This window comes from Streptomyces sp. GL_148 (genome assembly GCF_057834205.1).
On the sequence record NZ_CM174396.1, the window covers coordinates 1962796 to 1987809 of the forward strand.

The window sequence follows — 25014 nt, forward strand, 5'->3', positions numbered from 1 at the left end:
CGCCGCCAATGGGGGACATTGCGCGCGCCGACGGCCTCGACCCCGGAATCTTTACGCACTGAGAGTGAACGGGGGTGAACCCGGCGTGAGTTCACCCCAAAGGGTGGTTTCCAGGCATAGGTTCGAATCAATACGCCTCACCCGGAACGGGAGTTCCCTCTCGTCCCGGGATTCCCGGCTGCGGAGACCCGCGCCGGGCGTACACAACGACCGCGCGGCCGCCGACGTCACGCCCCGTCAACTCCGGCACCCTCGCGCCCCATCGGCCCCGCGACCCATCGACCCCGCGGCCCTCAGGCCACCACCGTGCCGTTCACCACCACCCGCAGCGGCTCCGCCAGCGCCCGTACGTCGGCCCGCGGATCGGCCTCGTAGACGACCAGGTCGGCCGGCGCACCCTCGGTCAGGCCGGGCCTGCCGAGCCACTCGCGCGCGCCCCAGGCCGTCGCCGAGAGGGCCTGCAGCGGCGGGATCCCGGCCTTGACGAGCTCGCCGACCTCGGCCGCGACCAGGCCGTGCGGCAGGGAACCCCCCGCGTCCGTCCCGACGTAGACCCCGACGCCGGCGTCGTAGGCGGAGCGGACGGTGTCGTAGCGCCGCTCGTGCAGCCGGCGCATGTGCGCCGACCACCGCGGGAACTTCGCCTCGCCGCCCGCGGCCATCTTCGGGAAGGTCGCGATGTTCACGAGGGTCGGCACGATGGCCACCCCGCGCTCCGCGAACAGCGGGATGGTGTCCTCCGTCAGCCCCGTGGCGTGCTCGATGCAGTCGATGCCCGCCTCGACCAGGTCCCGCAGGGAGTCCTCGGCGAAGCAGTGCGCGGTGACGCGCGCCCCGAGGCGGTGGGCCTCGGCGATGGCGGCTTCGACCTCGGCGCGCGGCCAGCAGGCCGTCAGGTCCCCGGCCTCGCGGTCGATCCAGTCCCCGACCAGCTTGACCCAGCCGTCGCCGCGCCGCGCCTCGCGGCCGACGTACTCGACGAGGTCGGCGGGCTCGATCTCGTGGGCGAAGTTGCGGATGTAGCGGCGGGTGCGGGCGATGTGCCGGCCCGCCCGGATGATCTTCGGCAGGTCCTCGCGGCCGTCGATCCAGCGCGTGTCGGACGGGGATCCGGCATCGCGGATGAGGAGGGTGCCGGCGTCCCGGTCGGTCAGGGCCTGCTGTTCGGCGGTGTCCGCGTCCACCGGCCCGTGGGCGTCGAGCCCCACGTGGCAGTGCGCGTCGACCAGGCCGGGCAGCACCCACCCGGTGACCTCGGTGACCTCCCGGGCACCGCGCGGACGCTCGTAGGAGATCCGGCCGCCCACCACCCAGAGCTCGTCCTGGACCTCCTCGGGCCCGACCAGTACCCGCCCCTTGACGTGCAGTACCCGCCCTGTGACGTGCGGCAGCACCGGACTCGCGCTGTCACCGTTGACCTCGTCGCTCATGGCGGCACTCTATGCGCGGGCTCGGTAGGCTCTCCAGGCCGGTCCGGACTTTCCGGACGAACGGCCCAGGACCGCACGAGCGGTCCAGGACCCCGGAGCACGACCCCAGACCGAGAGAACGAAGAGAGCGGCGCCGTGACCCACCCCCTCCTGGACCTTCCGCCCCTGACCGCCGCACGCTTCGCGTCGATCGAGCGGGGGGTCGCGGAGCTGCTCGGGACCCGGGCCGACGTGGTGATCACCCAGGGCGAGGCCCTGCTGCCGCTGGAGGGGTGCATCCGGTCGGGCGCGCGGCCCGGTTCGACCGCGCTGAACGTGGTCACCGGCCCCTACGGCACCACCTTCGGCACCTGGCTGCGCGACTGCGGGGCGAGCGTCGTGGACCTGGAGGTCCCCTTCGACACGGCCGTGTCGGCGGCTCAGGTGGACCGGGCCCTGTCGGAGCACCCGGAGATCGACTTCGTCTCCCTGGTCCACGCGGAGGCGGCCACCGGGAACACCAACCCGGTGGCGGAGATCGGCGAGGCCGTACGGGCCCACGGGGCGCTGTTCATGCTGGACGCGGTGGCCTCGGTGGGCGCGGAGCCGCTGTTGCCGGACGCGTGGGGCGTGGACCTGTGCGTGATCGGCGCGCAGAAGGCGATGGGCGGACCGGCGGGCGTCTCCGCGGTGTCGGTCTCCGACCGCGCGTGGGCCCGCTTCGCGGAGAACGCCTCGGCGCCGCGCCGCTCGTACCTCTCCCTGCTGGACTGGAAGGAGCGCTGGATCGACGGCGGGCGCAAGGTCCTGCCGCACGCGCCGGCGCAGTTGGAGATGCTGGCGCTGGAGGCCTGCCTGGACCGGATCGCGGCCGAGGGGCTGCCTGCGGTGACGGCCCGCCACGCTGCCGCGGCGGCGGCGACCCGCGCGGGCGCGGTGGCCCTGGGCATCGCCCTGTACGTCGGCCGGGACGCGGCGGCGGCCCCGGTGGCCACCACCCTGCGGGTCCCGGAGGCCTCCCTGGTGGTGGCGAAGGCCCTGGCGGCGGATCCGGCGGCCCCCCTCGCGGCGGGCGGCGGCGCGCTGGCCCGGGAGATGGTCCGGGTCAACCACTACGGCACGGCGGCCTCCCTGGACACCGTCGGCGCCTGCCTGACGGCCCTGGCCGCGGCCCTGTCGGTGGACCCGGCCGGGGCTCTCGCGGCGGCGGGCTCCGCCTGGTCGGCGGCGGCCCCGCCCACCGCCTGATCCGGTCAGCCCTCCAGGAGGTTCAGCAGCCGGTCCACTTCCGCCTCGGTGTTGTAGAGGTGGAAGGAGGCCCGCAGATGGCCCGCGCGGGCGGACGTGACCACACCGGCGGCGAGCAGGGAGGCCTGACGGTCGGCCAGGCCCGGCACCGAGACGATCGGGGATCCGCCCGGGACGGGCTCGTGGCCCAGGCGGGCGAGGCCCGCGCGGTAGCGGGCGGCCAGGGCGGTGTCGTGGGCGTGGACGGCGTCGATGCCGATCCGCTCCAGCAGGGCCAGCGAGGACTCGGCGGCGTGGTAGGCCAGGAAGGCCGGGGACTCGTCGAAGCGCCGTGCTCCGTGGGCCAGTTCCCGCAGCGGGCCGTAGATGGCGTCCCACATGTCGGCGAGCGCCACCCAGCCGGCGTGCAGCGGCGTCAGGGTCTCCTGGGCCTCCTCAGAGACCGTGAGGCACGAGACCCCGCGCGCGGCGAGCAGCCACTTGTACCCGGCGGTGACCGTGTAGTCGTAGGGGCTCGCATCGAAGGGCAGCCAGCCCGCCGCCTGCGAGGCGTCGACCAGCATCCGCGCCCCGTGCGCGGTGGTCGCGGCGCGTACGGCCGCCAGGTCCGCCGTACGCCCGTCGGCGGACTGTACGGCGCTCAGCGAGACCAGTGCGGTGTCCGGGCCGACGGCTTCGGCGAGGGACTCCAGCGGGGCGAAGCGGACCTTGAGGTCGTCACGCACCACGAAGGGGTTGATGACCGAGGCGAACTCACCCTCCGGGCACAGGACTTCCGATCCGGCCGGGAGGGAGGCGGAGACCAGGCCGACGTGGGTGGAGACGGCCGAGCCGACGGCCACGCGGTCCGCCTGGACCCCGACGAGGCGGGCGAACGCCTCCCGGACCCGTTCGACGCGGCCGAAGTCGCCGAAGCCGGCCGGGAGTCCGGCCCCGGCCGCCTCGGCGAGCCGCCGCACCTCGGCGACGGCGGCTCGCGGGAGGATCCCGCAGTTGGCGGTGTTGAGATAGGTGGTGGAGTGCGCGAACTCGTCGCGGACGGCTTCGGGCGCAGAGAAGTCCATGCCCGTCACTCTGCGCCAGGACCATCCCACAGTCCATTGGCGCGTTTCACGCACCACACCAAAGAATTACTTATGAGGGAGCCTTACGGGCGCGGCACCGCGCACGCGCCGTCGGGCTCGCACGCCTCGCCCTCGGGGGCGGCGGGCGCGAGGACTTCACGGCCCGCCCAGGCCTGCTCCAGCGCCTGCGTGAACACCTCGGCGGGCTGGCCCCCGGAGATCCCGAAGCGGCGGTCGAGCACGAAGAACGGTACGGCGTTCGCGCCCAGCTCGGACGCTTCGCGCTCGTCGGCCCGCACCTCGGCGGCGTAGGCGGATTCGTCGGCCAGCACCGCGCGGGCCTCCGCCTCGTCCAGTCCGGCCTCGACGGCGAGCGCGACGAGGACCTCGGGTGCGAAGACGGAGCGCTCCTCGCCGAAGTTGGCGCGGTAGGCGAGGTCGAGCAGCTCTTCCTGGCGGCCGCGGTCGGCGGCCAGGTGCAGCAGGCGGTGGATGTCGAAGGTGTTGCCGTGGTCACGGCCCTCGGTGCGGTACGTCAGCCCCTCGGCGCGGGCGCTCGCGGCGACGTGCTCCTCCATCCCGCGGGCCTCCTCGAGGGTGCGGCCGTACTTCTTGGCCAGCATCTCCACGACCGGGGCCACCTGGCCCTTGGGGCCGTTCGGGTCGAGCTCGAAGGAGCGGTAGACCACCTCGACCTCCTCGCGGTGCGCGAAGCCGGCCAGCCCCTTGGCGAACCGGGCCTTGCCGATGTAGCACCACGGGCAGGCGATGTCGCTCCAGATCTCGACGCGCATGTTCCCTCTTCCCTCCACGGAATCAACTGTTCCGTCTTCAACCATCTGCCCGTGCGTCTCATTCCCCGGACGGGTCACTCCCGGGACGGGCCACTCGCGGGACGGGCCACTCGCCGGACGGGCCCCCGGCCGTGTCCACCGTGAGCCACAGGATGCGGTGGGAGCCCGCGGCCCGGGCGCCGACGGGGTCCGGGAGCCAGCCGTGGGCGGCGTAGAAGGCCTGGGCGCGGAGGTTGTGCTCGTAGACCTCCAGGCGGACCCTGCGGACGCCCGCGCGGCGCCAGGCGTCGAGGCAGGCGGCGTGCAGGGCCGCCCCGGTGCCGCGGCGCCAGTGGACGGGGTCCACGTGCAGCTGGGTGAGGGTGGTCTCGCCGTCTGCGGTGCGGAAGGCCGCCACCCCGGTGAGCTCGCCGCCGCTCTCGGCGCAGAGCACCCTGCCGTCGGCCGCGGCCCGGGCCACGGCCCGGGACCAGCCCTCGCGGGTGCGCGCCAGTTCGGCGGCGCCGCCGTAGGCCTCCTCCGCCATCCGGCCCCGGTAGTAGGTGGCGCGGGCCCGGGTGTGGAGGGCGGCGATGGCGTCGAGGTCTTCGGGCTGCGCGGTCCTGATCATGGGAAGGAGAACGCGCCGGGAATCCTGCCGGTTCCCGGCGCGGGCTACGCGGGCTACTGGGGTTACTTCTTCAGCCAGGCCTGCATCATCTTCTGCGCCACCGGGGCGGCCAGCTTGCCGCCGCCGATCTCGGAACGGTCGGTGTCCGAGTTCTCGATCACCACGGTGACCACGATCTGCTTGCCGTTCGACTTTCCGTACGTGGTGTACCAGGCCAGCGGCGGCAGGCTGTTGTTCACGCCGCGCTGGGCGGTACCGGTCTTGGCGCCCGACTCGACGCCCGGGATCTGAACGTTCTTGCCGCCGCCTTCGGTGGCGACCGTCCGCATGGCGTCCTGGACCATCGAGGCGGTCTTCGCGCTCATCACCTGCTCGGACTTCGGGTTCTTGAAGCTCTCCAGCACGTTGCCGTTGGAGTCGGTGACCTCGGAGACCTCGTGCGGGGAGACCAGCTTGCCGCCGTTCTCGATCGCGGCCGTCACCATGGCCATCTGGAGCGGGGTGGCCTGGACGTCGAACTGGCCGATACCGGTCTGGGCGACCTGGTCGACCGACATCTTCTTCGTCGGGTACTTGCTGGACGGGGTGGTCCAGACGGGCGTCTTCTGCACCACGTTGAAGCCGAGCTTCTCCGCCATGGCGCGCATCTTGTCCTGGCCGAGCTTGTGGGCGAACTCCGCGAAGACGTTGTTGCAGGACAGCTTCAGCGCGGTCCGGGGGGAAACGTTGTTGCAGCGCGAGTCGTCGACCTCGCTGCGCAGCTTGGTCCGCGTCCCGGGGATCGTGTAGTCGCCGGGGGTCCCGGTCGGCGTATCGATGTCGGTGACCAGGCCGTTCTCGATGGCCGCCGCCAGGGTGACCAGCTTGAAGGTGGATCCGGGCGCCTGCGGCTTGCGCAGGGCCGTGTTCTCCATGGCCTTGCCCTTGTCGGCGCTGAGTGCGTCCCACGCCTTCTGCTCCGCGTCACCGGCGCCGGCGATGCTGCCGGGGTCGAAGGAGGGGTTGTTCACGACGGCCAGGATCTCCCCCGTCGCCGGGTCGATCGCGACGGCCGAGCCCTGCTTGCCCTGGAGCGCGTCCCAGCCCGCCTTCTGGACGTCCTTGTCGATCGTGGTCAGCACGTTGCCCGGGGCGGCCCGCTTGTTGGTGAGCGTGTCCATGATCGTCTTGAGCCGGTTGTCCGTGCCGTTGAGGATGTTCTTGTAGACGCCCTCCAGCATGCTCGACCCGAAGGCCTGGGAACTGTAGCCGGTGATCGGCGCGTACAGCGGTCCGTCGGTGTAGGTCCGCTTGTACCGGAAGTCCTTGCCGCCCGTGTCCTTGGAACCGGTGATCGCCTCCCCGCCCACGATGATGTTCCCCAACGGGTTCTCGTACTTCCCGATGAGGTTGCGCCGGTTGTTGGTGTCGTCTGCGAGGGCCTGGCCTTGGTACGCCTGCACCCAGGTGACCCGCACCAAAAGGGCCAGCACCAGAAGCAGACAGAAGACCGACGCACGCCTGATCGTCTTGTTCATCCCCCAGAAGGACGTCCCGCCCACCCCAGCCGTTCCGCTCTGCCCCGATTGTGGCGGAGTTCTCAGCCTTTCTTCATGAGGAAGCCCCCCTCGTACGCCGCGATGACCGCCTGGGTCCGGTCCCGGGAGCCGGTCTTGGCCAGGACCGCGGCCACGTGCGTCTTGACCGTCTGCGGGCCGACTCCGAGCCGCTCGCTCACCTCGTGGTTGGAGAGCCCGTTGGCCATCAGCCGCAGTACGTCGGCCTCCCGGTCCGTGAGCCGGGCGACCCAGGGCGAGGCGGCCGGGCCGGCCCCGGGCGCGGTGTGGGCGGCGGCCAGGGAGCGGACGGCCGCCGGGAAGAGCAGCGAGTCCCCTCGCGCCACGAGCCGGACCGCGGCGGTCAGCTCGTCGGGGGCGGCCCGCTTGAGGAGGAACCCGGCGGCTCCCGCGCGCAGCGCGTCGTACACGTAGGCGTCGTTCTCGAAGGTGGTGACCACCACGATCCGGGGCGGCTCGGCCATGGTGGCGAGGATCCGCTCGGTTGCCCGGATGCCGTCGATCTCCGGCATCCGCACATCCATCAGCACCACGTCGGGGGCGAGCGCCCGCACCACGGCCACGGCCTCGGCTCCGGTGGCCGCCTCCCCGACGACTTCCAGGTCGGGCTCGGCGTCGAGGATGACCCGCAGGGCGGTACGGACCATCCGCTCGTCGTCGGCCACGACCAGGCGCAGCGGCGGGCGGTCCGGCACGGTCGTCTCCGGGACAGCGGGCGCGGCTGCCGGCGGCGACGTCTGCGGGGCCGGCGGCGCGGTGTGCGGCGGGGCCGGCGGCTGTGTCATCGGGTGCCCTCGCCGAGCGGGAGGACGGCCCGCAGTCGCCACCGGCCCTCGTGCGGCCCGGCCTCGACCCGCCCGCCGAGGAGCGAAGCCCGCTCGGCGGCGCCGTGCAGCCCCCGGCCCCCGGTGGTGCGGGCCCCCGGAGCGGCCGCCGGATCGTTCGTCATGGTGATCTCCAGTTCCTCGTATCCACCGTGCTCCTTGTGCCCACCGAATTCCCCCTGTCCACCGGAATTCCCCCGTCCACCGGATTTCCCGTGTCCGCCGCGCACCCGTACGAGGATCCGCAGATCGACCGGGCCCGTCCCGTGCCGCAGCGCGTTGCTCAGCCCCTCCTGCACGATCCGGTACGCCTCGCGGGAGGCGATCGCCGGAAGCCATCCCCAGTCACCGGCCGCTCCCGGGTCCTGGCGGGCGGTGATCAAGGTCCCGGAGGCCCGGCTGCGGGCCAGCAGCCCGTCGAGGTCGGCGGCGAGCGTCGGAGCGGCCGGCAGGCCGGTCCCCCCGGCGCCCGCTCCGTCGCCCTCGCGCAGCAGCCCGAGCACGGCGTCCAGTTCGCCCACCGTGCGCCGGGTGGTGTCCTCGATCGCGGCCAGCGCCTCCCGTACGAAGCCGGGGTCGCTGTCGAGCACTCGCCGGGCGGCGCTCGCCTGGAGGGTCACCGCGCTCAGGGCGTGCCCGACGGCGTCGTGCAGTTCCCGGGCCAGCCGGTTGCGGACCGCCAGATCCGCGGCGCGCTCCTCGGCGGCAGCCAGCCGGTCCGCCGCCGTCGGCCCGAGCAGTACGGGCGCCAGCCGGGCCAGCAGTGCCCCCGCCCCGGCTGCGCACAGCACGAGCCCGGCCAGCAGCACGATCCCGAGCAGGGGCGCCACGTACGGCTCGGCCTGTGCGTCGAACGGGCCGATCCCGACCGGGAACTCCCGCAGCGCGCTCACGAACGGCAGGGCGAGCAGCACCACCGCCATCGGCGGCACCGCCAGGCTCATCCCGCTGACCAGCGCCCCGACCCCCAGGTGCAGGGTCCACCAGGCCGAGGCCCGCCCCCGGGCCGCCCAGCTCCGGGCCGGCCCCTCGGCGAACCGCTCCCCCCGCACCCCGCACAGGGCCCGGGCGGCGGTCACCGACATCGGCCGGACCAGTCGCAGGAGCCCGGTCACGGCGACGAGCGGCAGGGCGGCGGCGTAGGCGGCGAGGCTGAGCGGCAGCGAGGCTCCCGCGTCCCTCCCACCGGCGAGGACGCCGACCGCCACCTCCGCGAGCAGGAAGTACGGCATCAGCAGGGCCCCGCCGAGGATCAGATGGACCCAGCGCATCCTGGCCCGCACCCCCGGCACCCGGCCCAGACCGGACCTGCCCCTCGCCCTCACCCGCACCTCCGCCTCCGCCTCCGCCCCCACCTGCAACCCCACCCGCCTTAGGCCGTACGGCGGGAGGCGAGGAACCGGGTGAGGACGACCGCGCCGAGTATTCCGGTGAGCATCTGGCCAGCGTAGGCCAGGTAGATCATCGCGGAAGGCCGTTCGAACACGGAGTCCGGGGCCAGCGCGGCTATCAGGAGCCACGCCCCCCAGCTCATCGCCGCCGCCGACCCGATCCAGGCGAGAGCCAGCGGCCACCGCGCCGGGCGCTGTCCGCCCCGGGCCAGCAGCACCGCCCCGGCGGCGCCTGCGAGCGCGCACATCGCGTGGACCAGGTTGACCACGCCCGTCTCCGCGGAGTGCACCGCGGTCTGCCCCGCATCCAGCCCGGCCGCACCTCCGAAAGCCCAGTACAGGTGGACCGCGGCCACCACCAGGGCCAGCGCCGCCGAGGCTCCCGCCACCACCCCCGTGGGTGACGGGAGCGCCTTCCCCAGCACGCCCTGCCAGCGCGTGCCCCAGCGCTTGCGCGCATAGGGCACGAACAGCCCGGCCAGGGCGAGCCCTTGGAGCATGAAGCCGCCGTAGACGACGTTGAACACCCAGGGGTCGAGGAAGGGTTCCTGGGCCGCCCGCTCCGCTTCACCCGCCCCCATGCCCAGCGCCTTGACGAGTATCTGGCCGGGGAACGCAGTGAGGATCGGTGTCAGCAGCCCGGTCGCGACGAACACGGGGACGACCAGCAGCCAGGACGGCACCCGCATGCCCCAGGGTCGGGTGAGCACCAGCACGAGCACGATCACGGTGGCGTCCAGGACCACCGAGACCGCATTCGCCACGGTGAGGAACAGCCCGCCGTCGAGGAGCGCGCTGCCGTCCGGTATGCCGATCCTGCTCCCGCCCAGCCAGGCGCCCTTCAGGGTCAGGTACGGGACGGTGGAGGCCAGGGCCACTGCCCGCAGGATCTGCCGTCCGGTCCCCAGTGCGGGGACCGACGACTTCGCGTCGTCCGCCGTATCACTCCGATGAGCCGCTCGTGTGGTCATGGCTCAACGGTCCCCGTTCCGCGCCCCCGCCACCTCCCCCTTGAAGGGGAACCGTCTCCCCCACCCGGGGGAGGAACCGCACCCTCCACCACACCGCCCGCGGCTACATCCGCCGCGTCACCACGGACAGCCGGTCGCGCGCCGCGAACAGCGCCGCCTTGATGTCCCGTTCGTGCCCAGGCGTCAGCCGCGCCACCGGCACCGAACAGCTCACCGCGTCCCGCGCCGGCGTCCGGTACGGCACCGCCACCCCGAAGCAGCGCAGTCCGAGCGTGTTCTCCTCCCGGTCCACCGCGTACCCCTGCTCCCGCACCAGTGCCAGGTCCTCGATGAGCCGCTCCCGGTCGGTGATGGTGTGCTCGGTGACGGCTTCGAGCCGCCGCGGCAGCAGTGCGCGTACCTCTGCGTCCGTGTGCGTGGCCAGCAGCGCCTTGCCGAGCGCCGTCGAGTGCACGGGGAGCCGCCGCCCGACGCGGGTGAAGGGCCGCAGGTAGTGCTGGGACTGCCGGGTCGCCAGGTAGACCACGCTCGTCCCGTCCATGCGGGCCAGGTGGATCGTCTCCGTCGTGTCGTCGGAGAGCCGGTCCAGCGTGGGCCGCGCCGCGGCGACCACCTCGTCCCCGTCGATGTACGAGCTGCCGACGAGCAGCGCCCGTACGCCGATGCCGTACCTCGTGCCTGTCGCGTCCGTCTCCACCCAGCCCAGGTTCACCAGGGTGCGCAGCAGCATGTAGAGGCTGGATTTGGGCAGGGAGAGGTCGCTCTGGATGTCGGCCAGGCTGTGCAGCCCCGGCCGGGAGGCGAAGTGCTCCAGCAACTGGACCGTGCGTACCGCCGACTTGACGGCCGCCGGCGCTCCCGAGCCCCCCGACTCAGCTGTGGTGGTCATCCGCCTTCGTGCCCCTCTGTCTCTTGCTGTCACTTGTCAACCCGGAAGACACGGAAATAGAGTCCACGGTGGATGTGATCATTCATCCAACGGAACAGCGTTCACAATACTGAACGCATCCGCGCGGGTCAGCGTAGATCCAGGAGGCAGTTCGCCATGGCAGCAACACCAGTCTGGAGTGTGGACCCCCGCACCGGGAAGCACCGCGAGCAGGTTGCGGTGGAGGCCACACCCCGGGAGGTGGACGAAGCCGTGCGCGCGGCCCACGCCGCCCGCGGCTCGCTGGCCGACGCCGCGCGGCGCGCGGCCTTCCTGCGTGCCGCCGCCGATCTGCTCGACGAGGCGGCCGCCCACGTCATCGAGGCCGCCGACGCCGAGACGGCGCTCGGCCCCGGCCGGCTCACCGGCGAGCTCGCCCGCACCACGGGCCAGTTCCGCGCCTTCGCCGACGCCGTGGACGAGGGCTCCTACCTCGACGTCCGCATCGACCGCGCCGATCCCACCACCGCTCCGCCCCGCCCCGAGCTGCGCCGCTACAAGGTGCCGCTGGGCGTGGTCGCGGTCTACGCCGCCTCCAACTTCCCCCTCGCCTTCTCTGTGCCCGGCGGCGACACCGCCAGTGCGCTGGCCGCGGGCTGCCCGGTCGTGGTCAAGGCGCACCCCGACCACCCGGCCACCTCCGAGCTGTGCGCCTCGCTGCTGCGCCGGGCCGCCGTCGCCGCCGGGCTGCCGGCCGAGGTCGTCGCCGTGGTCCACGGCTTCGACGCGGGCCTGGAGCTGATCCGGCACCCGCTGGTCAGCGCCGCCGGGTTCACCGGGTCCATCCGGGGCGGGCGGGCCCTGTTCGACGCCGCCGCCGCACGGCCCGTACCGATCCCCTTCCACGGGGAGCTCGGTTCCCTGAACCCGGTCGTGGTCACCCCGGCGGCCGCCGCCGAACGCGCCGAGGAGATCGGCGGCGGGCTGGCCGGCTCGGTCACGCTCGGCGTCGGCCAGTTCTGCGTCAAGCCCGGCCTGGTCCTCGTACCCGAGGGCGCGGACGGGGACCGGCTCGCGGGTGCGCTGACCAAGGCGCTCGGCGAGACCGAGCCCGGGGTGCTCCTCGACCACCGGATGCGGGAGAACTTCGTCGCCGGGGTCCGCGAACGCGCCGCGCTGCCCGGGGTCGACGCGCCCGTCACCCCCGGCGCGGGCGGAGAGCACACCGTCGGCGCGGGCTTCCTGAGCGTGCCCGCGCGGACCCTGCTGGAGGGCGGGCCCTACGAGGTGCTCCTGGAGGAGTGCTTCGGCCCCGTCACCGTGGTGGCCCGGTACGCCGGCCAGGACGAGGCCGCCGCCCTGCTCGGGCGGCTCCCCGGGAACCTCACCGCGACCCTGCAGCTGTCGGCCGCCGAGGCGGACGGCGGCCCGGGTCCGGCGGCGGAGCTGATCTCCCAGGTCACGACGCTGGCGGGCCGGGTCGTGGTCAACGGCTGGCCGACCGGTGTCGCGGTGGCCCCGGCCCAGCACCACGGCGGCCCCTACCCGGCGGCGACCTCCCACTCCACCTCGGTCGGCGGCACCGCGATCGAGCGCTGGCTGCGCCCGGTGGCCTACCAGTCGGTGCCGGACGCCCTGCTCCCGGCGGAACTCCGCGAGGCCAACCCCCTGAACCTCCCGCGACGGGTCACGGGAGGCTAGGCCGTCTCTTTCGGATCTTGCCGAGCAGGCGCGGCGGGGTCAGGCGCTCAGGACCCGGGCCTTCTCCGCCGCGAACTCCTCGCCGGTGAGCAGGCCCTGGGCCTTCAGTTCGGCCAGCGCGGTGAGCTGGCCGACCCGGTCGACCGCGGGAGCCGGCGCGGCGGCCGACTGCTGGGCCTGCTGCGTCTGCTGCCAGGCCTGCTGCTGCGCGGCCGCCTGGGCCGCCGCCTGGTTGACGAGGGCCTGCTGCTCGACGTCCGCCGCGGCCTGCTGCTGCGCGCTGCGCTCGGCCTGGCCGCGCTGCATCCGGCCGGAGACCGCGGTGGCCGTACCCGCCACCACCGCGGTGCGGGCCATCGCTCCCAGCAGTCCCGGGCGCCCCATGCGTCGACGCATGTCTCTCCTCCCCTACTTCTCGGTCAGTGCGGCGACGGCTCGTTCGACGCCGTCCCGCGGAATGCGTTCCATGAAGAGCACCTGCCCGTTGGACTCCCGTACCGCCGAGGCCAGGCGCGTGGCCCAGGCGTTCTCCCACACCACCACCAGCGCGGAGGACTCCGGGGCGAGGCCCAGCGCCATGGTCTCCAGATCCTCGTCGCTCAGCAGGTCGAACTCCTCGCCGAGGACCCGCTCGAACTGATCGGCCACCTCGGAGTCGGCGAGCTCCACCACGGACACCGCGCCGTCCCGCTCCTTGCGGACGAACGTGAGGTCGAGGATGCGCACCACTCCGCTCTCCTGGAGTTCGCGCAGGGCCGGGGCGACATCGCCGTTGAACCGGTTGCCGTCGAAGGTGACCACGGCGACGTCCACCGGGCCGATCGATTCCGCCGTAAGAGCTGCACCAGCAGGCATGAGCAAACCTCTTCCGTAGCGCATGAAATCACCGCAAAAGGGATCTCACTCGGCAGGGCTGACCCCGCATCGCGAGGCGGGTCGAGGAATTGCGTTGCAGGCCGCCGACCGGGGACGGCACCCTCGGCCCATGCCGAAACCTCACGGATTCTCGTACGAACAGCGCGGCGATCAGAGTGTCGTCATAAACCACCAGGGCCGGTCCGCGGCCACTCTCCGGGGCGGGCGGGCCGCCGCGTTCCTGGCCGAGGTCGAAGGCGGTGACGCCCAGCTCGTCATGGCGCGCTGGACCGGCTCCTACAAGTTCGGCAACGAGCGGACCGCCAGGAACCACCCCCGCAACCGGGGCCGCGTCTGACGGCGCGGGCGGGGCGAGAGTGAAGAAGCGGGAAACCGGGTGAAAGTAAGGGAACGGCAAAGCCACCTCGGTCGTTCTCCCGGCATGACCGCTATGACCCCTGGTTCCAACCTGCCGCTCAATGCCGTCCGCGTGACGGTCGACGTGGCTGCCCCGGTGCGGCTCGACGTGTCCGCACTGCTCCTCGCCGCCGACGGCAAGGTGCGTTCCGACGCCGATTTCATCTTCTTCAACCAGCCGTCCGGCCCCGGCGTCACCTACCGCTCGGGCGGCGGCACGGCACCGGACTCGATCACCGTGGACACCGGTTCGGTCCCGCCCGGCATCGAGCGGATCGTCATCACCGCCAGCCCGGACGCCGCGGGCCAGACCTTCCAGGGCATCGAGCCCACCGCCACCGTCCGGGACGCCGGCAGCGGAGCGGTGATCTCCGCCTTCACGCCGCCGCAGCTCGGCACGGAGACCGCCCTGGTGGTCGTCGAGGTCTACCAGCGCGGCGGCGTGTGGAAGGTGCGCGCGGTCGGCCAGGGGTACGCGAACGGCCTCGCCGGCATCGCGACCGACTTCGGCGTCTCGGTGGAGGAGGAGCCGGCTCCGGTGGCCGCCGCCCCGGCCCCCGTCGCCCCGCCCGCGCCTCCCGCGCCCCCGGCTCCCCCGGCGCCGCCCACGTACGCGGCCTCGCCCTGGCTCACCAGCGGCGCACCCGGGGCGACCCCGGCGCCCGCACCGGTCACCCCCGCGCCGGTCGCCCCCGCACCGGTCGCGGCTGCCGCCCCCGGCGCCGGGAAGATCAACCTCGACAAGGGCCGGGTCAGCCTCCAGAAGAACCAGACCGTGTCGCTGGTCAAGGGCGGCCGCCCGCTGCTCTCCCAGGTCAAGATGGGCCTCGGCTGGGAGCCCGCGTTCCGCGGCCGGGACATCGACCTGGACGCCTCGGTCATCGCGTACGGCCCTCAGCGCAACCACATCGACAGCTGCTACTTCGGCAAGCTGTCCATCCTGGGCGGGTCGGTCAAGCACTCGGGCGACAACCTCACCGGCGAGGGCGCGGGCGACGACGAGGTGATCGTCGTGGACCTCGGCCGGCTCCCCGCGGACGCGACGGGCCTCGTCTTCACGGTCAACTCCTTCTCCGGCCAGAAGTTCACCGAGGTGGCGAAGGCCTACTGCCGCCTCATCGACGCCGCGACCAACGAGGAGCTGGTCCGCTTCGACCTCACCAGCGCCGAGCCGCAGACCGGCGTGATGATGGCCAAGCTGATCAAGCAGTTCTCCGGCGAATGGGAGATGACGGCCATGGGCGAGTTTGTGAAGTCGCGCACAGTGCGGGGCATGGTCAAACCGGCCGCGCAGGCACTCTGAGCAGGTGAGCGGGCACATGGAGCGACGGACGCCCTCCCCGGGTGATCTGTTCCACCCTTAATACGGAGGTGGCTGTCAGTGCCCGCCCGTAGCCTTGGAACCATGCACCAGACACTCCAGCCCGCGGGCCCCGCGCGCCCGTCCGCCGCCGAGGCGAACGAGGCGATCCGGCAGCTCGTCGAGAGCCGGGTGGACGGCGAGTGGCCCTCCGAGGCGTACGAGTTCCTCCTCGAAGAGTGGGCCGCGGCCAGCCGCGCCGAAGCTCAGTAAACGAACAGACGAACAGACGAACAGGTGAGACAACGAGAAGAGCCGCCGGGCCCGAAGGCCCGGCGGCTCTTCTCATGTCCGCCGCTCATGTCCGCGGCCGGCGGGTCAGCGCCCGCGCCGCCACGGCCCCGTGACGGCCAGCATGATGCCCGGGTCCTGGATGTTGGCGAACAGCGTCCGCCCGTCCGGCGAGAAGCAGACGCCCGTGAACTCCGAGTACTCCGGCTCCTCGGCCGTCCCCAAGTTCATCTCGTTGCGGGCCAGCGGGTACGTGCGCCCCGACTCGGTCGCCCCGAACAGGTGCTGCAGCCCAGAGCCGTCCTCGGCGATGATCAGACCGCCGTACGGGGAAACCGTGATGTTGTCCGGGCCGTCGTACCCGCCGTCCACCGACGGGTCGGCGTTCACCCCGAGCAGGACCTGCAGCCGCACCGTGCGCCGCTTGGGGTCGTAGAACCACACCTGGCCGTCGTGCGCCGCGCCCGGGCTCTCCGCACGGGCGTAGGAGGAGACGAAGTACGCGCCGCCGTCGGCCCACCACATGCCCTCCAGCTTGCGCGCGCGGGTCACGGCCGCCTCGCCGAACTGCTTGCGCACCGCCACGGTGCGCCCGTCGCGGTCCGGGACCGGCACCCAGTCCACCCCGTAGGTGGTCCCGATCTTCGTCGCCCGCGAGAGGTCGTCGACGAACAGCCCCGCACTGTCGAAGCACTTGGCGGCCGCCAGCACACCGGCGTCGTCGGCGAGGGTACGGAGCTTGCCGCGCCCGTGGCAAAAGCCGCTCGGCGGGGTCCAGCGGAAGAGCAGCCCGTTGGGGTTGGAGGCGTCCTCGGTGAGGTAGGCGTGGCCCTGGCGCGGGTCGATGACCACGGCCTCGTGGTCATAGCGCCCGAACGCCTTGACCGGCTTCGGGTCGAGGTTGGCGCGGCGGTCGTGCGGGTCGACCTCGAAGACGTAGCCGTGGTCCTTGGTCATCCCGTTCTTGCCGGCGAGGTCCGAATTCTCCTCGCAGGTCAGCCAGGTGTTCCAGGGGGTGGAGCCGCCCGCGCAGTTGGTGGACGTACCGGAGATGCCCACCCATTCGGCGACCTCGCCGCCGCGCCGGACCTCGACGACCGTGCAGCCACCGGCCGCGGCCGGGTCGTAGACGAGGCCCTCGGTGAGCGGGACGGGGTGCGTCCAGTTCGTGCGCGGGCCCTTCAGCTCGTGGTTGTTGACGAGGAGGGTGACTCCCCGGTGGCCCTCGAAGGCGGCCGTGCCGTCGTGGTTGGACGGGGTGCTCTCGCCCGATTCGAGCAGGGTGACACCGCTGTGCGTGATCACGCGGTACGCGAATCCGGCGGGGAGGGCCAGGATGCCGGCCGGGTCGGGCACGAGCGGGCCGTAGCCGTGGCCATGACCGTGGCCGTGGTCGCCCTGCCCCTCTTCGCGGCCCGCGTCCTGCAGCGCGCCGTCGTCCGCGGCGAGGGCCCCGGGGGCGGTGGCGAGGGCGCCGACCGTTCCGGTGAGCGCGACTCCGGCACCCGCGAGTGCGGTGCGGGTGGTGAAATCTCTGCGGCTGAGCGGCATCGGGTCTCCAGGGGTGGGGAGGTGGTGCGCCTGTCGTGCGGTCGTCGGCGCACACGCTCCCGCCCGCACGTGAACGCCGACTGAACTACCCGGTAAAATGAAGCGACCCCTTGACCGGTGTCCGCGTTGGCCGAGTCCCTTTCGGGAACGGCTGGTTACCACCGCCTCATACGCCGCGGGAACGCGCCTTGAACGCGGCCTTCCGGGCCTCCTTGGCGGCCTTCCTGTCGGGGTGCAGCCGCCCCATCGCCTCCAGCACGTGGGCCGTCGCGGGGTGCTCCACCCGCCAGGCCTGCTCGAAGAACCCGGCGTGATGGGCGGTCAGCGATTCGATCAGGAGCGGCAGCTCCTCCTCGACGCCCTCCCCGCCCTCGGCTCCCCCGCGGCTCCCGCGGCTCCCGCCGCTTCCGCCGCTCCCGCCGCCCGTGGCGAGCTGCGCCGCGATCGTGTCGATCGTCAGCCAGAACACCATCTCCTGGTCCGGCGCCGGTACGTCGGCCACCCCGCGCTCGGCCAGCCAGACCCGGGCGAGTCCGCCGAGCTCCGCGTCGTCCAGGACCGCGCGGACGGCCGGCTCGGCCTCCGCTCCGGCCGGCGCCAGGGCCTGCTGGCAGCGCAGCCGGCGCAGCGGGCCGCCGGCATCGGCGCCGCGCGCCGCGGCGAGCAGTTCTGTGGCGGCTTCGGGTACGGGGCGGCCGGCCAGCCACTGTTCGATCTCGGCCTGGGCGGCGGCCTCGGAGTAGTGGGAGACCACGTCGAGCAGCACGTCCGCGCCCTTGCCCGCCAGTTCGCCGACGGCCGGGGCCTCGACGCCCGCTTCCAGCATGCGGGCGCGGATCCCGTACAGCCCGAGCGGGGTCAGCCGTACCAGCCCGTACCGGGCGACGTCCTCCTCGTCGGGGGCGGCGCCCGAGCTCGCGCTCGCGCTCGCGAGGAACTCCTCGTCCTCGGCCTCCGCCATCAGGTCCTCGTCGACGGGGCGGAACTCGACCAGCCCGATCGGCTCCAGCTGCCGGAACTGGTCGTCGAGGCGCATCATCGCGTCCGACACCTGCTCCAGTACGGCGTCGGTGGGATCACCCATGTCGTCCGGCACCACCATCGAGGCGGCCAGCACCGGGAGCGGCACCGGGCCGTCGGCCGTGCCGCCTTCGGTGACCGCGAGCAGGTAGAGGTTGGCGAGGACCCCGTCGAGGAAGTCGGCCGCGCGGCGCGGGTTCCAGTCGAGCTGGTCGAAGTCGATCTCGCCTCCCGCGTCGAGGGCGTCGACGAGGTCGTCCAGGGCGGGCACCGCCGCGTCGGCGAGGACGGTGTCCAGGGCGGCCAGCCACAGGTCGAGCACGTCGCCCGGGGTTCCGCCGGTCACCAGTGCCAGGTCCTCGCCGGGCTCGGCGGTGCCGAACTCCCGCTCCTCCTCGGCCTCTTCCCCGAGGGCGGAGCCGTCCTCCTCCGGTTCGGTGACGTCGACGAGGCCGGTGTCGACGGCCACCCGCCAGGCCTGGCTCGCGTGGGCGGCGGAGTCCTCGTCGGCGGGGTCGAGGCCCAGCAGGGCCACGGCCTCGGGCAGCTGCCCGGCGACGAGCTCGCCCCCGGTGTCCACGCGGGTGTCCGGTCCGGCCCAGCGGGCGAGGCGCACGGCGCGGGCGAACAGCGGGGCGGCCAGGGCGTCGCGGGCCAGTTCCGCGTCGGGGAGCAGCCGTACCGGCGGCAGCGTGGGGTGCGAGTCTGCGGACATGGGGCGGTTCTCCTCGCGGGCACGGGTGGTTCGGGTACGGGTCGTACGGCGCCCCAGAGTAGACGCATTTCGGGCGCACCCGACGGCCCCTCTCCTTTGGTTCATCCCACAGTCAACCTGTGTATCCCCTGTAGGGCTTGACAACTTTGCCGGTCACGAAGGAAATTGACGCGCGTAGATATCTGCTCCCTCCTCCACACACCGGAGTTCCCGCCCATGCGCTCCTCGCATCCCCGTTCCGCCGCCGTCGCGGCCCTCGTCGCCACCGCGCTGGCCACCGGCCTGCTCGCGGGCACCGCCGACGCGGCCGAAGGCGCCGTGTCCGCCGATCCGATACGCATCCACGACATCCAGGGCACCACTCGGATATCCCCGCTGGTCGGCAAGCAGGTCGCCGATGTGGCGGGCGTCGTCACGGGCGTTCGTACGTACGGTTCGCGCGGCTTCTGGATCCAGGACCCCGACACGGACGACGACGACGCCACCAGCGAGGGCGTGTTCGTCTTCACCGGCTCGGTCCCGACCGTCGCGGTCGGCGACGCCGTCACGGTCTCCGGCCTGGTCGGCGAGTACATCCCCGGCGGCCTGAACTCCGGCAACCAGTCGGTCACCCAGATCTCCAAGCCCGTCGTGACCGTGGTCTCCTCCGGCAACGCGGTGCCCGCGGCCACCGCCGTCAACGAGTACTCGGTCCCCTGCGCGTACGCCCCGGACGGCGACCCGGCCGCCGCCGGCAGCATCAACGGCCTGACCCTGGAGCCCTCGCGCTACGCCCTGGACTACTACGAGTCGCTGGAGGGCATGAACATCGCGATCGGCACCTCCCGCGTGGTCGGCGCCACCGACCCGTACGCGGAGCTGTGGGTGACGGTGAAGGGCTGGGAGAACACCGCCCGGCGCGGCGGCACGGTCTACGGTTCGTACGACTCCCAGAACACCGGCCGCCTCCAGATCCAGCAGCTCGCGCCCCTCGCGCAGCAGCCGTTCCCGGTGGCCAACGTCGGCGACAAGCTGACCGGCCCCACCGAAGGCCCGCTGGACTTCAACCAGTTCGGCGGCTACACCCTGGTGGCCCGTACGCTCGGCACGGTCACGGCGGGCACCCTCGCGCCGGAGACGACCAAGGCGCAGGCCGCGGGCGAGCTCGCGGTGGCCACGTACAACGTCGAGAACCTCGACCCGTCCGACCCGCAGGAGAAGTTCGACAACCTGGCGAAGGCGGTCGTCGAGAACCTCGCCTCCCCCGACATCCTCGCCCTGGAGGAGATCCAGGACGACAACGGCGCCAAGAACGACGGCACGGTCTCGGCCGATGCCACGCTGACGAAGTTCACCACGGCGATCGCCGCCGCGGGCGGCCCGGCCTACCAGTGGCGGACCATCAACCCGGAGGACAAGAAGGACGGCGGCGAGCCCGGCGGCAACATCCGCCAGGTCTTCCTCTTCAACCCGGAGCGGGTCTCCTTCACCGAGCGCGCCCCGGGCGACGCCGTGACGGCGACCGGTGTGGTGAAGAACGAGGACGGCAAGGCCGCCCTGACCCACTCCCCCGGCCGGATCGACCCGGCGAACCCGGCGTGGGCGGACAGCCGCAAGCCGCTGGCCGGCGAGTTCGTCTTCCGCGGCAAGACGGTCTTCGTGATCGCCAACCACTTCGGGTCGAAGGGTGGCGACGAGGGCCTGACCTCGCACCACCAGCCGCCGGTGCGCAAGTCGGAGGAGAAGCGGCTGCTCCAGGCGCAGGCGGTGAACGGCTTCGTCAAGGACATCCTGGCAGCCGAGAAGAACGCGAACGTCCTCGTCGTCGGTGACATCAACGACTTCGAGTTCTCGGCGACGACGAACGCGCTGGCGGACGGCGGGGCACTGTACCCGGCGATCAAGTCGCTGCCGAAGTCGGAGCGGTACTCGTACGTCTACCAGGGCAACGCACAGGTGCTGGACCAGATCCTGACGAGCCCGGGGATCAAGAAGTTCACGTACGACAGCGTGCACATCAACGCGGAGTTCGCGGACCAGAACAGCGACCACGACCCGCAGGTCGTGCGCTTCCGCCCGTAGCGGCGCCGCCGAAGGGGCCGGGCCGCACCGCCGCCCGGCCCCTTTGGCATGATCCCCGCATGATCTTCCGCACCGCAACGCGTCAGGACCTGCCCGCCGTACTCGCCCTGCTGGCCCAGGGCGAGGACCCTGCCGGGGCCGAGGCCGGGGTGGGGGCCGGGGCCCCCGAGCCGGTCACCGAGGCCCACGAGCTGGCCTTCGCCGCGATCGAGGCGGACCCGCGCAACGAGATGCTGGTCCTGGAGGAGGACGGGGACCTCGTCGGCTGCCTGCAGCTGACGTACATCCCGGGTCTCGGCCAGGGCGGGCGGGAGCGGGCCCTCGTGGAGGCGGTACGGATCCGCGCCGACCGGCGGGGCGGGGGGCTCGGGGCCCGCCTGATGCAGCTGGCGGCGGACCGGGCCCGCGAGCGCGGCTGCGGCCTGATGCAGCTCACCAGCAACAAGCGGCGCACCGCCGCGCACCGCTTCTACGAGCGGCTGGGCTACGCCCGGAGCCACGAGGGCTTCAAGCTGCCGCTGGCCTGACCGGGACGGGCGGCGGGCGGCGGGCGGCGGGCGGCGGGGACAGCCGGTGGGGACGGGCGGAACCCAAGGACGGGACCTTTGGCCCTGGCGTGACGCTCGGCACATCCCTACCCATTCGGGCGGTTCTGGTGTTGAGTGTCCCCACGCCCGATCTTGTACCGCACTCCAGCACTCCTTTGGAGGACCGCGTGTTCCCCTCCATCTCCCTCGCTCAGGAAATCGGCATCGCCGTCCTGCTCGTGGCCGCCGCCGTCTGGCTGATCGGCCTCGGCCACATGCTGTGGGACAGCCGTTTCCACCACCCGGAACCAGGGACTTTCGAAGGCCTCTCGGTCATCCCGGCCCAGCGCGGCATCTCCGTCCACCCGATGGAGTCGGTGGAACTGACCGAGGCGGAGCAGCAGGCGTTCGCCGGCCTGGTCCGCACGATCCCCCTGCGCTGACCCGCACAGTGGAGCCCCCTCCCCCGCTCGGGGCGGGAGGGGGCTCACCACGAACGGTGCCCTCCCACCCCGACGGGGTGGGAGGGCACCGGCACGTGACGACGGGACCGGGGTCGGTCAGTTGTGGCTGTGGAGGACCTCGTTCAGGCCGCCCCAGGCCGCCTTGTACGGGCGGGCCTCGACGGCGCCGGTGACCGAGTTGCGGCGGAAGAGGATGTTGTTGGCGCCCGAGAGCTCCAGGGCCTTGACGATCTGGCCGTCCGGCAGGGTGACGCGGGTGCCCGCGGTCACGTACAGGCCCGCCTCGACGACGCACTCGTCGCCCAGCGCGATGCCGACGCCCGCCTCGGCGCCGATCAGGGTGCGCTCGCCGATCGAGATGATCTGCTTGCCGCCGCCCGACAGGGTGCCCATGGTGGACGCGCCGCCGCCGATGTCGGAGCCGTCGCCGACCACGACGCCCGCGGAGATCCGGCCCTCGACCATGGAGGTGCCCAGGGTGCCGGCGTTGAAGTTGACGAAGCCCTCGTGCATGACGGTGGTGCCCTCGGCGAGGTGCGCGCCGAGGCGGACGCGGTCCGCGTCGGCGATGCGCACGCCCTTGGGGGCGACGTAGTCCGTCATCCGCGGGAACTTGTCGATCGAGGTGACCTGGAGGTGCAGGCCCTCGGCGCGCGCGTTCAGGCGGACCGTCTCGACCTGGTCGATCGCGACCGGGCCCAGCGAGGTCCAGGCGACGTTGGCCAGCAGGCCGAAGACGCCGTCCAGGTTCTGGCCGTGCGGCTTGACCAGGCGGTGGCTGAGCAGGTGCAGGCGCAGGTACGCGTCGTGCGCGTCCAGCGGCTTGTCCTCCAGGGAGGCGATCACGGTGCGGACGGCTACGACCTCGACGCCGCGGACCGCGTCCTGGCGGATCGCCTTGGGCGCGGTGGCCCCCAGCAGCTCCACGGCCTGTTCGGCGGTGAGGCGCTCGGTGCCGGCCGGGCCGGGCTCGGCGACCAGCTGGGGGGCGGGGAACCAGGTGTCGAGGACGGTGCCGTCGGCGGTGATGGTGGCAAGTCCGGCGGCGACGGCGCCGGTGGTACGCGTAGCAGTCATGCCCGAAACCTAACCGGCGACGGCCCGCGGTCGCGAACCGGTCTCATGTGCCGGGCGCTCGCGTCGCCGCGTCCCGCGCGAACCCATGACCAGGACGGTCCCGCCCGCGGCTGCGCCGAGTATCGCGCACAGTGGCCACAGCAGGCCGGGCGCGGCGTCGTACAAGGCTCCGCCGAGGGGCGCGGCGAGGACGACACCGCTGACGGAGACGCCCGCGTACAGGCTCTGGAACCGGCCGATGGCGTGCTCGGGCGACTCGTCCGCGACGTACGCCGTGGCGGTGGTCTTGTAGAGGATCTCGCCGAGGGTCAGCAGCAGCATCATCGCGACGGCGCTCGCAGCGCCCACTCCGAGTGCCAGCATCGCGTAGCCGCCGCCCACCAGTACGAGCCCGGTGCCGATGATGTGCAGCGGGGAACACCGGCGCAGGGCGAGGGCGGCGGGGATCTCCAGGAGCATGATCACACCGCCGTTGACCGCGATGAGCAGTCCGTAGGCACGGGTGTCCAGACCGTGCTCGGCGAGGACGACGGGGAAGGTCGTGTAGTGCTGCCTGTAGACGATGTCGATGACGACGATCGCGCCGAGCAGGACGAGCACGGCGGGCCGCGCGCGCAGCTCCCGCCACAGGCCCCCGCGGCCCCGACCCCCGTCCGGGGCCGCGGGAGGCGCGGTGGCTGCCCGGGCCGGGACGACCCGGGCGGTCCAGAGGGCGAAGAAGAGGGTGCCGAGGCCGTCCGCGACGAAGAGCCAGTCGTAGGAGAGCCCGGTCGCGATCAGGGCCCCGATCGGTGAGCCCACCGCGAAGCCGGCGTTGGACATGAAGCGGGTGAGCGCGAAGGCCTGGCGCCGGGAGCCTTCCGGCACGGTGACGGCGACCAGCGCGGAGTTGGCAGCGCGGATCACCCCGGAGGCGTACTGCGCGAGCGTCAGGACGAGGGCCAGCAGGCCGGTGGAGACCGTCGGCAGGACGACGAGGGCGACCCCGCCGAGCGCGGAGGCGGTGAGCAGCACCCGGCGGTGGCCGAAGCGGTCGCCGTACCAGCCGCCGGTGAAGTTCCCGGCGACCAGTCCGACGCCGCCGATGCCGACGATCAGGCCCGCCTGGGCGGCGCCGAGGCCGCGCGGGCCGGTCAGGTAGAGGAAGACGAAGACGAAGGTGAAGCTGACGACGGCGTTGACCAGGATCCCCGCAGCCAGCAGCCACACGACCCTCGGTACGTCCTTGAATCCCTGCAGCACACCTTTTCCCCCGCGTTCCCGTTGCGTCATCCAGTAAGTTCCCTTTGGGAACTCACCATGCCATCATGACAGCCTCGGGTCAACGGACAAAGGAGTGCCCATGGCCCAGCGCACGCACCTCGACGACGCGGACTGCTCCATCGCCCAGGCCCTCGACGTCGTGGGCGACTGGTGGACGCTGCTGATCGTGCGCGACGCGGCACGCGGCGTGCACCGCTTCGACGAGTTCCAGCGCGAACTGGGCATGTCCCGCAAGGTCCTGACGGAACGGCTGAAACTGCTGGTCGAGGCGGACGTGCTGACCCGCGAGCCGTACCAGGACCGCCCGGTGCGCTACGCATACCGGCTGACCCCGCGCGGGCGCGGGCTGCTGCCGGTGCTGGTCGCCCTCCAGGACTGGGGGGACACCTGGATTCTGGGAGAGGGAGAGATGACGGCGACGACACACGAAACCTCGCGCGAGGCCGTACGGGTCCACGCGCTGCGCGGCACCCGGCTGCCGGAGCTGTCGCTGCCGGACCGTTTCGGCGAGCTCCGCGACCCGGTGGCGGACACCCCGTTCACCGTCCTGTACTGCTTCCCGGGCGCGTTCGCCCGGTCCGAGTCCTACCCGCCGGGGTGGGCCGGGATCCCCGGGGCACGGGGGTGCACCCTCGAATCGTGCACGTACCGGGACCAGCTCGGGGAGTTCACGGCGGCGGGCGCGACGGTCCACGGGGTATCGACCCAGCGGCCGGACGAGCAGCGGGAGTTCGCGGAGGCCGAGGGGCTCCGCTTCCCCCTGCTCTCCGACGCGGAGCTCGGGCTCGTGACGGCGCTGCGGCTGCCGACGTTCCGGGCGGGGGGCATCACCCGGCTGAAGCGCCTGACGCTGGTCGTGGACCGCGACCGGACCGTCCGCGAGGTCTTCTATCCGGTCCGGGACATCGAGGCGAGCGTGGCCGCCGCCCTCGCGGCGGTCCGCGGCGCGTAGGGTGCGGCCGCGGATCGCCGCGACCTCACCCCCTGGCCCGACCGCCCGCCGGGGCCACCTCCCGGCCGCACGGCCGGGGGGCACA

At 72.9% G+C, this 25014-nt stretch carries 24 protein-coding genes; 9 read left to right on the top strand and 15 right to left on the bottom strand.

Translation table 11 applies throughout. The features are described from left to right. Window positions 1-293: 293 nt before the first annotated feature. Window positions 294-1430, bottom strand: a complete 1137-nt coding sequence (locus AC3IYI_RS08990) for an amidohydrolase family protein (protein ID WP_489409674.1) — start codon at window positions 1428-1430, stop codon at window positions 294-296. Window positions 1431-1565: 135 nt separating this feature from the next. Here AC3IYI_RS08990 and AC3IYI_RS08995 point away from each other — a divergent pair, with 135 nt between their 5' ends. Then, a complete protein-coding gene (locus tag AC3IYI_RS08995; RefSeq protein WP_489409675.1) occupies window positions 1566-2657 on the top strand; it encodes a pyridoxal-phosphate-dependent aminotransferase family protein in 1092 nt (363 codons plus the stop codon). A 5-nt stretch (window positions 2658-2662) separates the two neighbouring features. Here AC3IYI_RS08995 and AC3IYI_RS09000 read toward each other — a convergent pair whose 3' ends face one another. From AC3IYI_RS09000 to AC3IYI_RS09035, 8 genes are all read right to left on the bottom strand, one after another. After that, window positions 2663-3721, bottom strand: a complete 1059-nt coding sequence (locus tag AC3IYI_RS09000; protein ID WP_489409676.1) for an aminotransferase class V-fold PLP-dependent enzyme — start codon at window positions 3719-3721, stop codon at window positions 2663-2665. An 83-nt stretch (window positions 3722-3804) separates the two neighbouring features. Further along, on the bottom strand, window positions 3805-4515 hold the full coding sequence (locus tag AC3IYI_RS09005) for a DsbA family oxidoreductase (RefSeq protein ID WP_489409677.1): 711 nt from the start codon (window positions 4513-4515) through the stop codon (window positions 3805-3807). Between the two features lie 58 nt (window positions 4516-4573). Beyond that, window positions 4574-5125 (bottom strand): GNAT family N-acetyltransferase, encoded by a 552-nt coding sequence (locus tag AC3IYI_RS09010; protein WP_489409678.1) that lies wholly within the window; start codon window positions 5123-5125, stop codon window positions 4574-4576. Between the two features lie 62 nt (window positions 5126-5187). Then, window positions 5188-6642 carry a peptidoglycan D,D-transpeptidase FtsI family protein gene (locus tag AC3IYI_RS09015; protein ID WP_489409679.1) on the bottom strand — a complete coding sequence of 485 codons (1455 nt, stop codon included), beginning with the start codon at window positions 6640-6642 and terminating at the stop codon, window positions 5188-5190. Between the two features lie 62 nt (window positions 6643-6704). Then, a complete protein-coding gene (locus AC3IYI_RS09020) occupies window positions 6705-7328 on the bottom strand; it encodes a response regulator (protein WP_489411480.1) in 624 nt (207 codons plus the stop codon). A gap of 134 nt (window positions 7329-7462) precedes the next feature. Further along, window positions 7463-8776, bottom strand: coding sequence for a sensor histidine kinase (locus AC3IYI_RS09025; protein WP_489409680.1), 1314 nt, complete (start codon window positions 8774-8776; stop codon window positions 7463-7465). Window positions 8777-8877: 101 nt separating this feature from the next. Beyond that, window positions 8878-9867, bottom strand: a complete 990-nt coding sequence (locus tag AC3IYI_RS09030) for a hypothetical protein (RefSeq protein ID WP_489409681.1) — start codon at window positions 9865-9867, stop codon at window positions 8878-8880. Window positions 9868-9970: 103 nt separating this feature from the next. Beyond that, the gene (locus AC3IYI_RS09035) at window positions 9971-10756 is read right to left on the bottom strand and encodes an IclR family transcriptional regulator (RefSeq protein ID WP_489409682.1); all 786 of its coding nucleotides are present in this window, start codon (window positions 10754-10756) and stop codon (window positions 9971-9973) included. Window positions 10757-10912: 156 nt separating this feature from the next. Between AC3IYI_RS09035 and AC3IYI_RS09040 the strand changes: the two genes are divergently transcribed. Next, window positions 10913-12436: an aldehyde dehydrogenase (NADP(+)) gene (locus AC3IYI_RS09040; RefSeq protein ID WP_489409683.1), complete on the top strand. Its 1524-nt coding sequence runs from the start codon at window positions 10913-10915 to the stop codon at window positions 12434-12436. 39 nt (window positions 12437-12475) lie between these two features. On the opposite strand, the gene AC3IYI_RS09045 is transcribed toward AC3IYI_RS09040, so the two are convergent. Next, a complete protein-coding gene (locus tag AC3IYI_RS09045; protein WP_489409684.1) occupies window positions 12476-12832 on the bottom strand; it encodes an SHOCT domain-containing protein in 357 nt (118 codons plus the stop codon). A 12-nt stretch (window positions 12833-12844) separates the two neighbouring features. Beyond that, window positions 12845-13291 carry a DUF6325 family protein gene (locus AC3IYI_RS09050; protein WP_489409685.1) on the bottom strand — a complete coding sequence of 149 codons (447 nt, stop codon included), beginning with the start codon at window positions 13289-13291 and terminating at the stop codon, window positions 12845-12847. A gap of 130 nt (window positions 13292-13421) precedes the next feature. On the opposite strand from AC3IYI_RS09050, the gene AC3IYI_RS09055 reads away from it, so the two are divergent. The 3 genes from AC3IYI_RS09055 to AC3IYI_RS09065 all read left to right on the top strand — a co-directional run bounded on the left by AC3IYI_RS09055 (window position 13422) and on the right by AC3IYI_RS09065 (window position 15281). Then, entirely contained in the window at window positions 13422-13649 is a 228-nt protein-coding gene (locus tag AC3IYI_RS09055) for a hypothetical protein (protein ID WP_489409686.1), read from the top strand. A 93-nt stretch (window positions 13650-13742) separates the two neighbouring features. Then, a complete protein-coding gene (locus tag AC3IYI_RS09060; RefSeq protein WP_489411481.1) occupies window positions 13743-15011 on the top strand; it encodes a TerD family protein in 1269 nt (422 codons plus the stop codon). A gap of 102 nt (window positions 15012-15113) precedes the next feature. Beyond that, window positions 15114-15281: a hypothetical protein gene (locus AC3IYI_RS09065; RefSeq protein ID WP_243338429.1), complete on the top strand. Its 168-nt coding sequence runs from the start codon at window positions 15114-15116 to the stop codon at window positions 15279-15281. A gap of 105 nt (window positions 15282-15386) precedes the next feature. Here the strand turns inward: AC3IYI_RS09065 and AC3IYI_RS09070 are convergent, their stop codons facing one another. Both AC3IYI_RS09070 and AC3IYI_RS09075 read right to left on the bottom strand, forming a co-directional pair. Next, complete coding sequence (locus AC3IYI_RS09070) at window positions 15387-16850, bottom strand: alkaline phosphatase PhoX (protein ID WP_489409687.1); 1464 nt, start codon at window positions 16848-16850, stop codon at window positions 15387-15389. 166 nt (window positions 16851-17016) lie between these two features. Then, complete coding sequence (locus AC3IYI_RS09075; protein ID WP_489409688.1) at window positions 17017-18585, bottom strand: hypothetical protein; 1569 nt, start codon at window positions 18583-18585, stop codon at window positions 17017-17019. A gap of 216 nt (window positions 18586-18801) precedes the next feature. On the opposite strand from AC3IYI_RS09075, the gene AC3IYI_RS09080 reads away from it, so the two are divergent. The 3 genes from AC3IYI_RS09080 (at window position 18802) to AC3IYI_RS09090 (ending at window position 21616) form a co-directional block, all read left to right on the top strand. Further along, the gene (locus tag AC3IYI_RS09080; RefSeq protein ID WP_489409689.1) at window positions 18802-20646 is read left to right on the top strand and encodes a DUF8508 domain-containing protein; all 1845 of its coding nucleotides are present in this window, start codon (window positions 18802-18804) and stop codon (window positions 20644-20646) included. Between the two features lie 59 nt (window positions 20647-20705). Beyond that, window positions 20706-21173, top strand: coding sequence for a GNAT family N-acetyltransferase (locus AC3IYI_RS09085; protein ID WP_489409690.1), 468 nt, complete (start codon window positions 20706-20708; stop codon window positions 21171-21173). A gap of 188 nt (window positions 21174-21361) precedes the next feature. Continuing rightward, window positions 21362-21616, top strand: coding sequence for a hypothetical protein (locus tag AC3IYI_RS09090; protein WP_489409691.1), 255 nt, complete (start codon window positions 21362-21364; stop codon window positions 21614-21616). A gap of 117 nt (window positions 21617-21733) precedes the next feature. Here AC3IYI_RS09090 and dapD read toward each other — a convergent pair whose 3' ends face one another. Together dapD and AC3IYI_RS09100 are read right to left on the bottom strand one after the other, a co-directional pair. After that, complete coding sequence (dapD, locus tag AC3IYI_RS09095) at window positions 21734-22714, bottom strand: 2,3,4,5-tetrahydropyridine-2,6-dicarboxylate N-succinyltransferase (RefSeq protein WP_243338420.1); 981 nt, start codon at window positions 22712-22714, stop codon at window positions 21734-21736. A 9-nt stretch (window positions 22715-22723) separates the two neighbouring features. Next, the gene (locus AC3IYI_RS09100; RefSeq protein ID WP_489409692.1) at window positions 22724-23986 is read right to left on the bottom strand and encodes an MFS transporter; all 1263 of its coding nucleotides are present in this window, start codon (window positions 23984-23986) and stop codon (window positions 22724-22726) included. A gap of 70 nt (window positions 23987-24056) precedes the next feature. On the opposite strand from AC3IYI_RS09100, the gene AC3IYI_RS09105 reads away from it, so the two are divergent. Further along, complete coding sequence (locus AC3IYI_RS09105; protein ID WP_489409693.1) at window positions 24057-24929, top strand: winged helix-turn-helix transcriptional regulator; 873 nt, start codon at window positions 24057-24059, stop codon at window positions 24927-24929. Window positions 24930-25014: the final 85 nt, after the last annotated feature.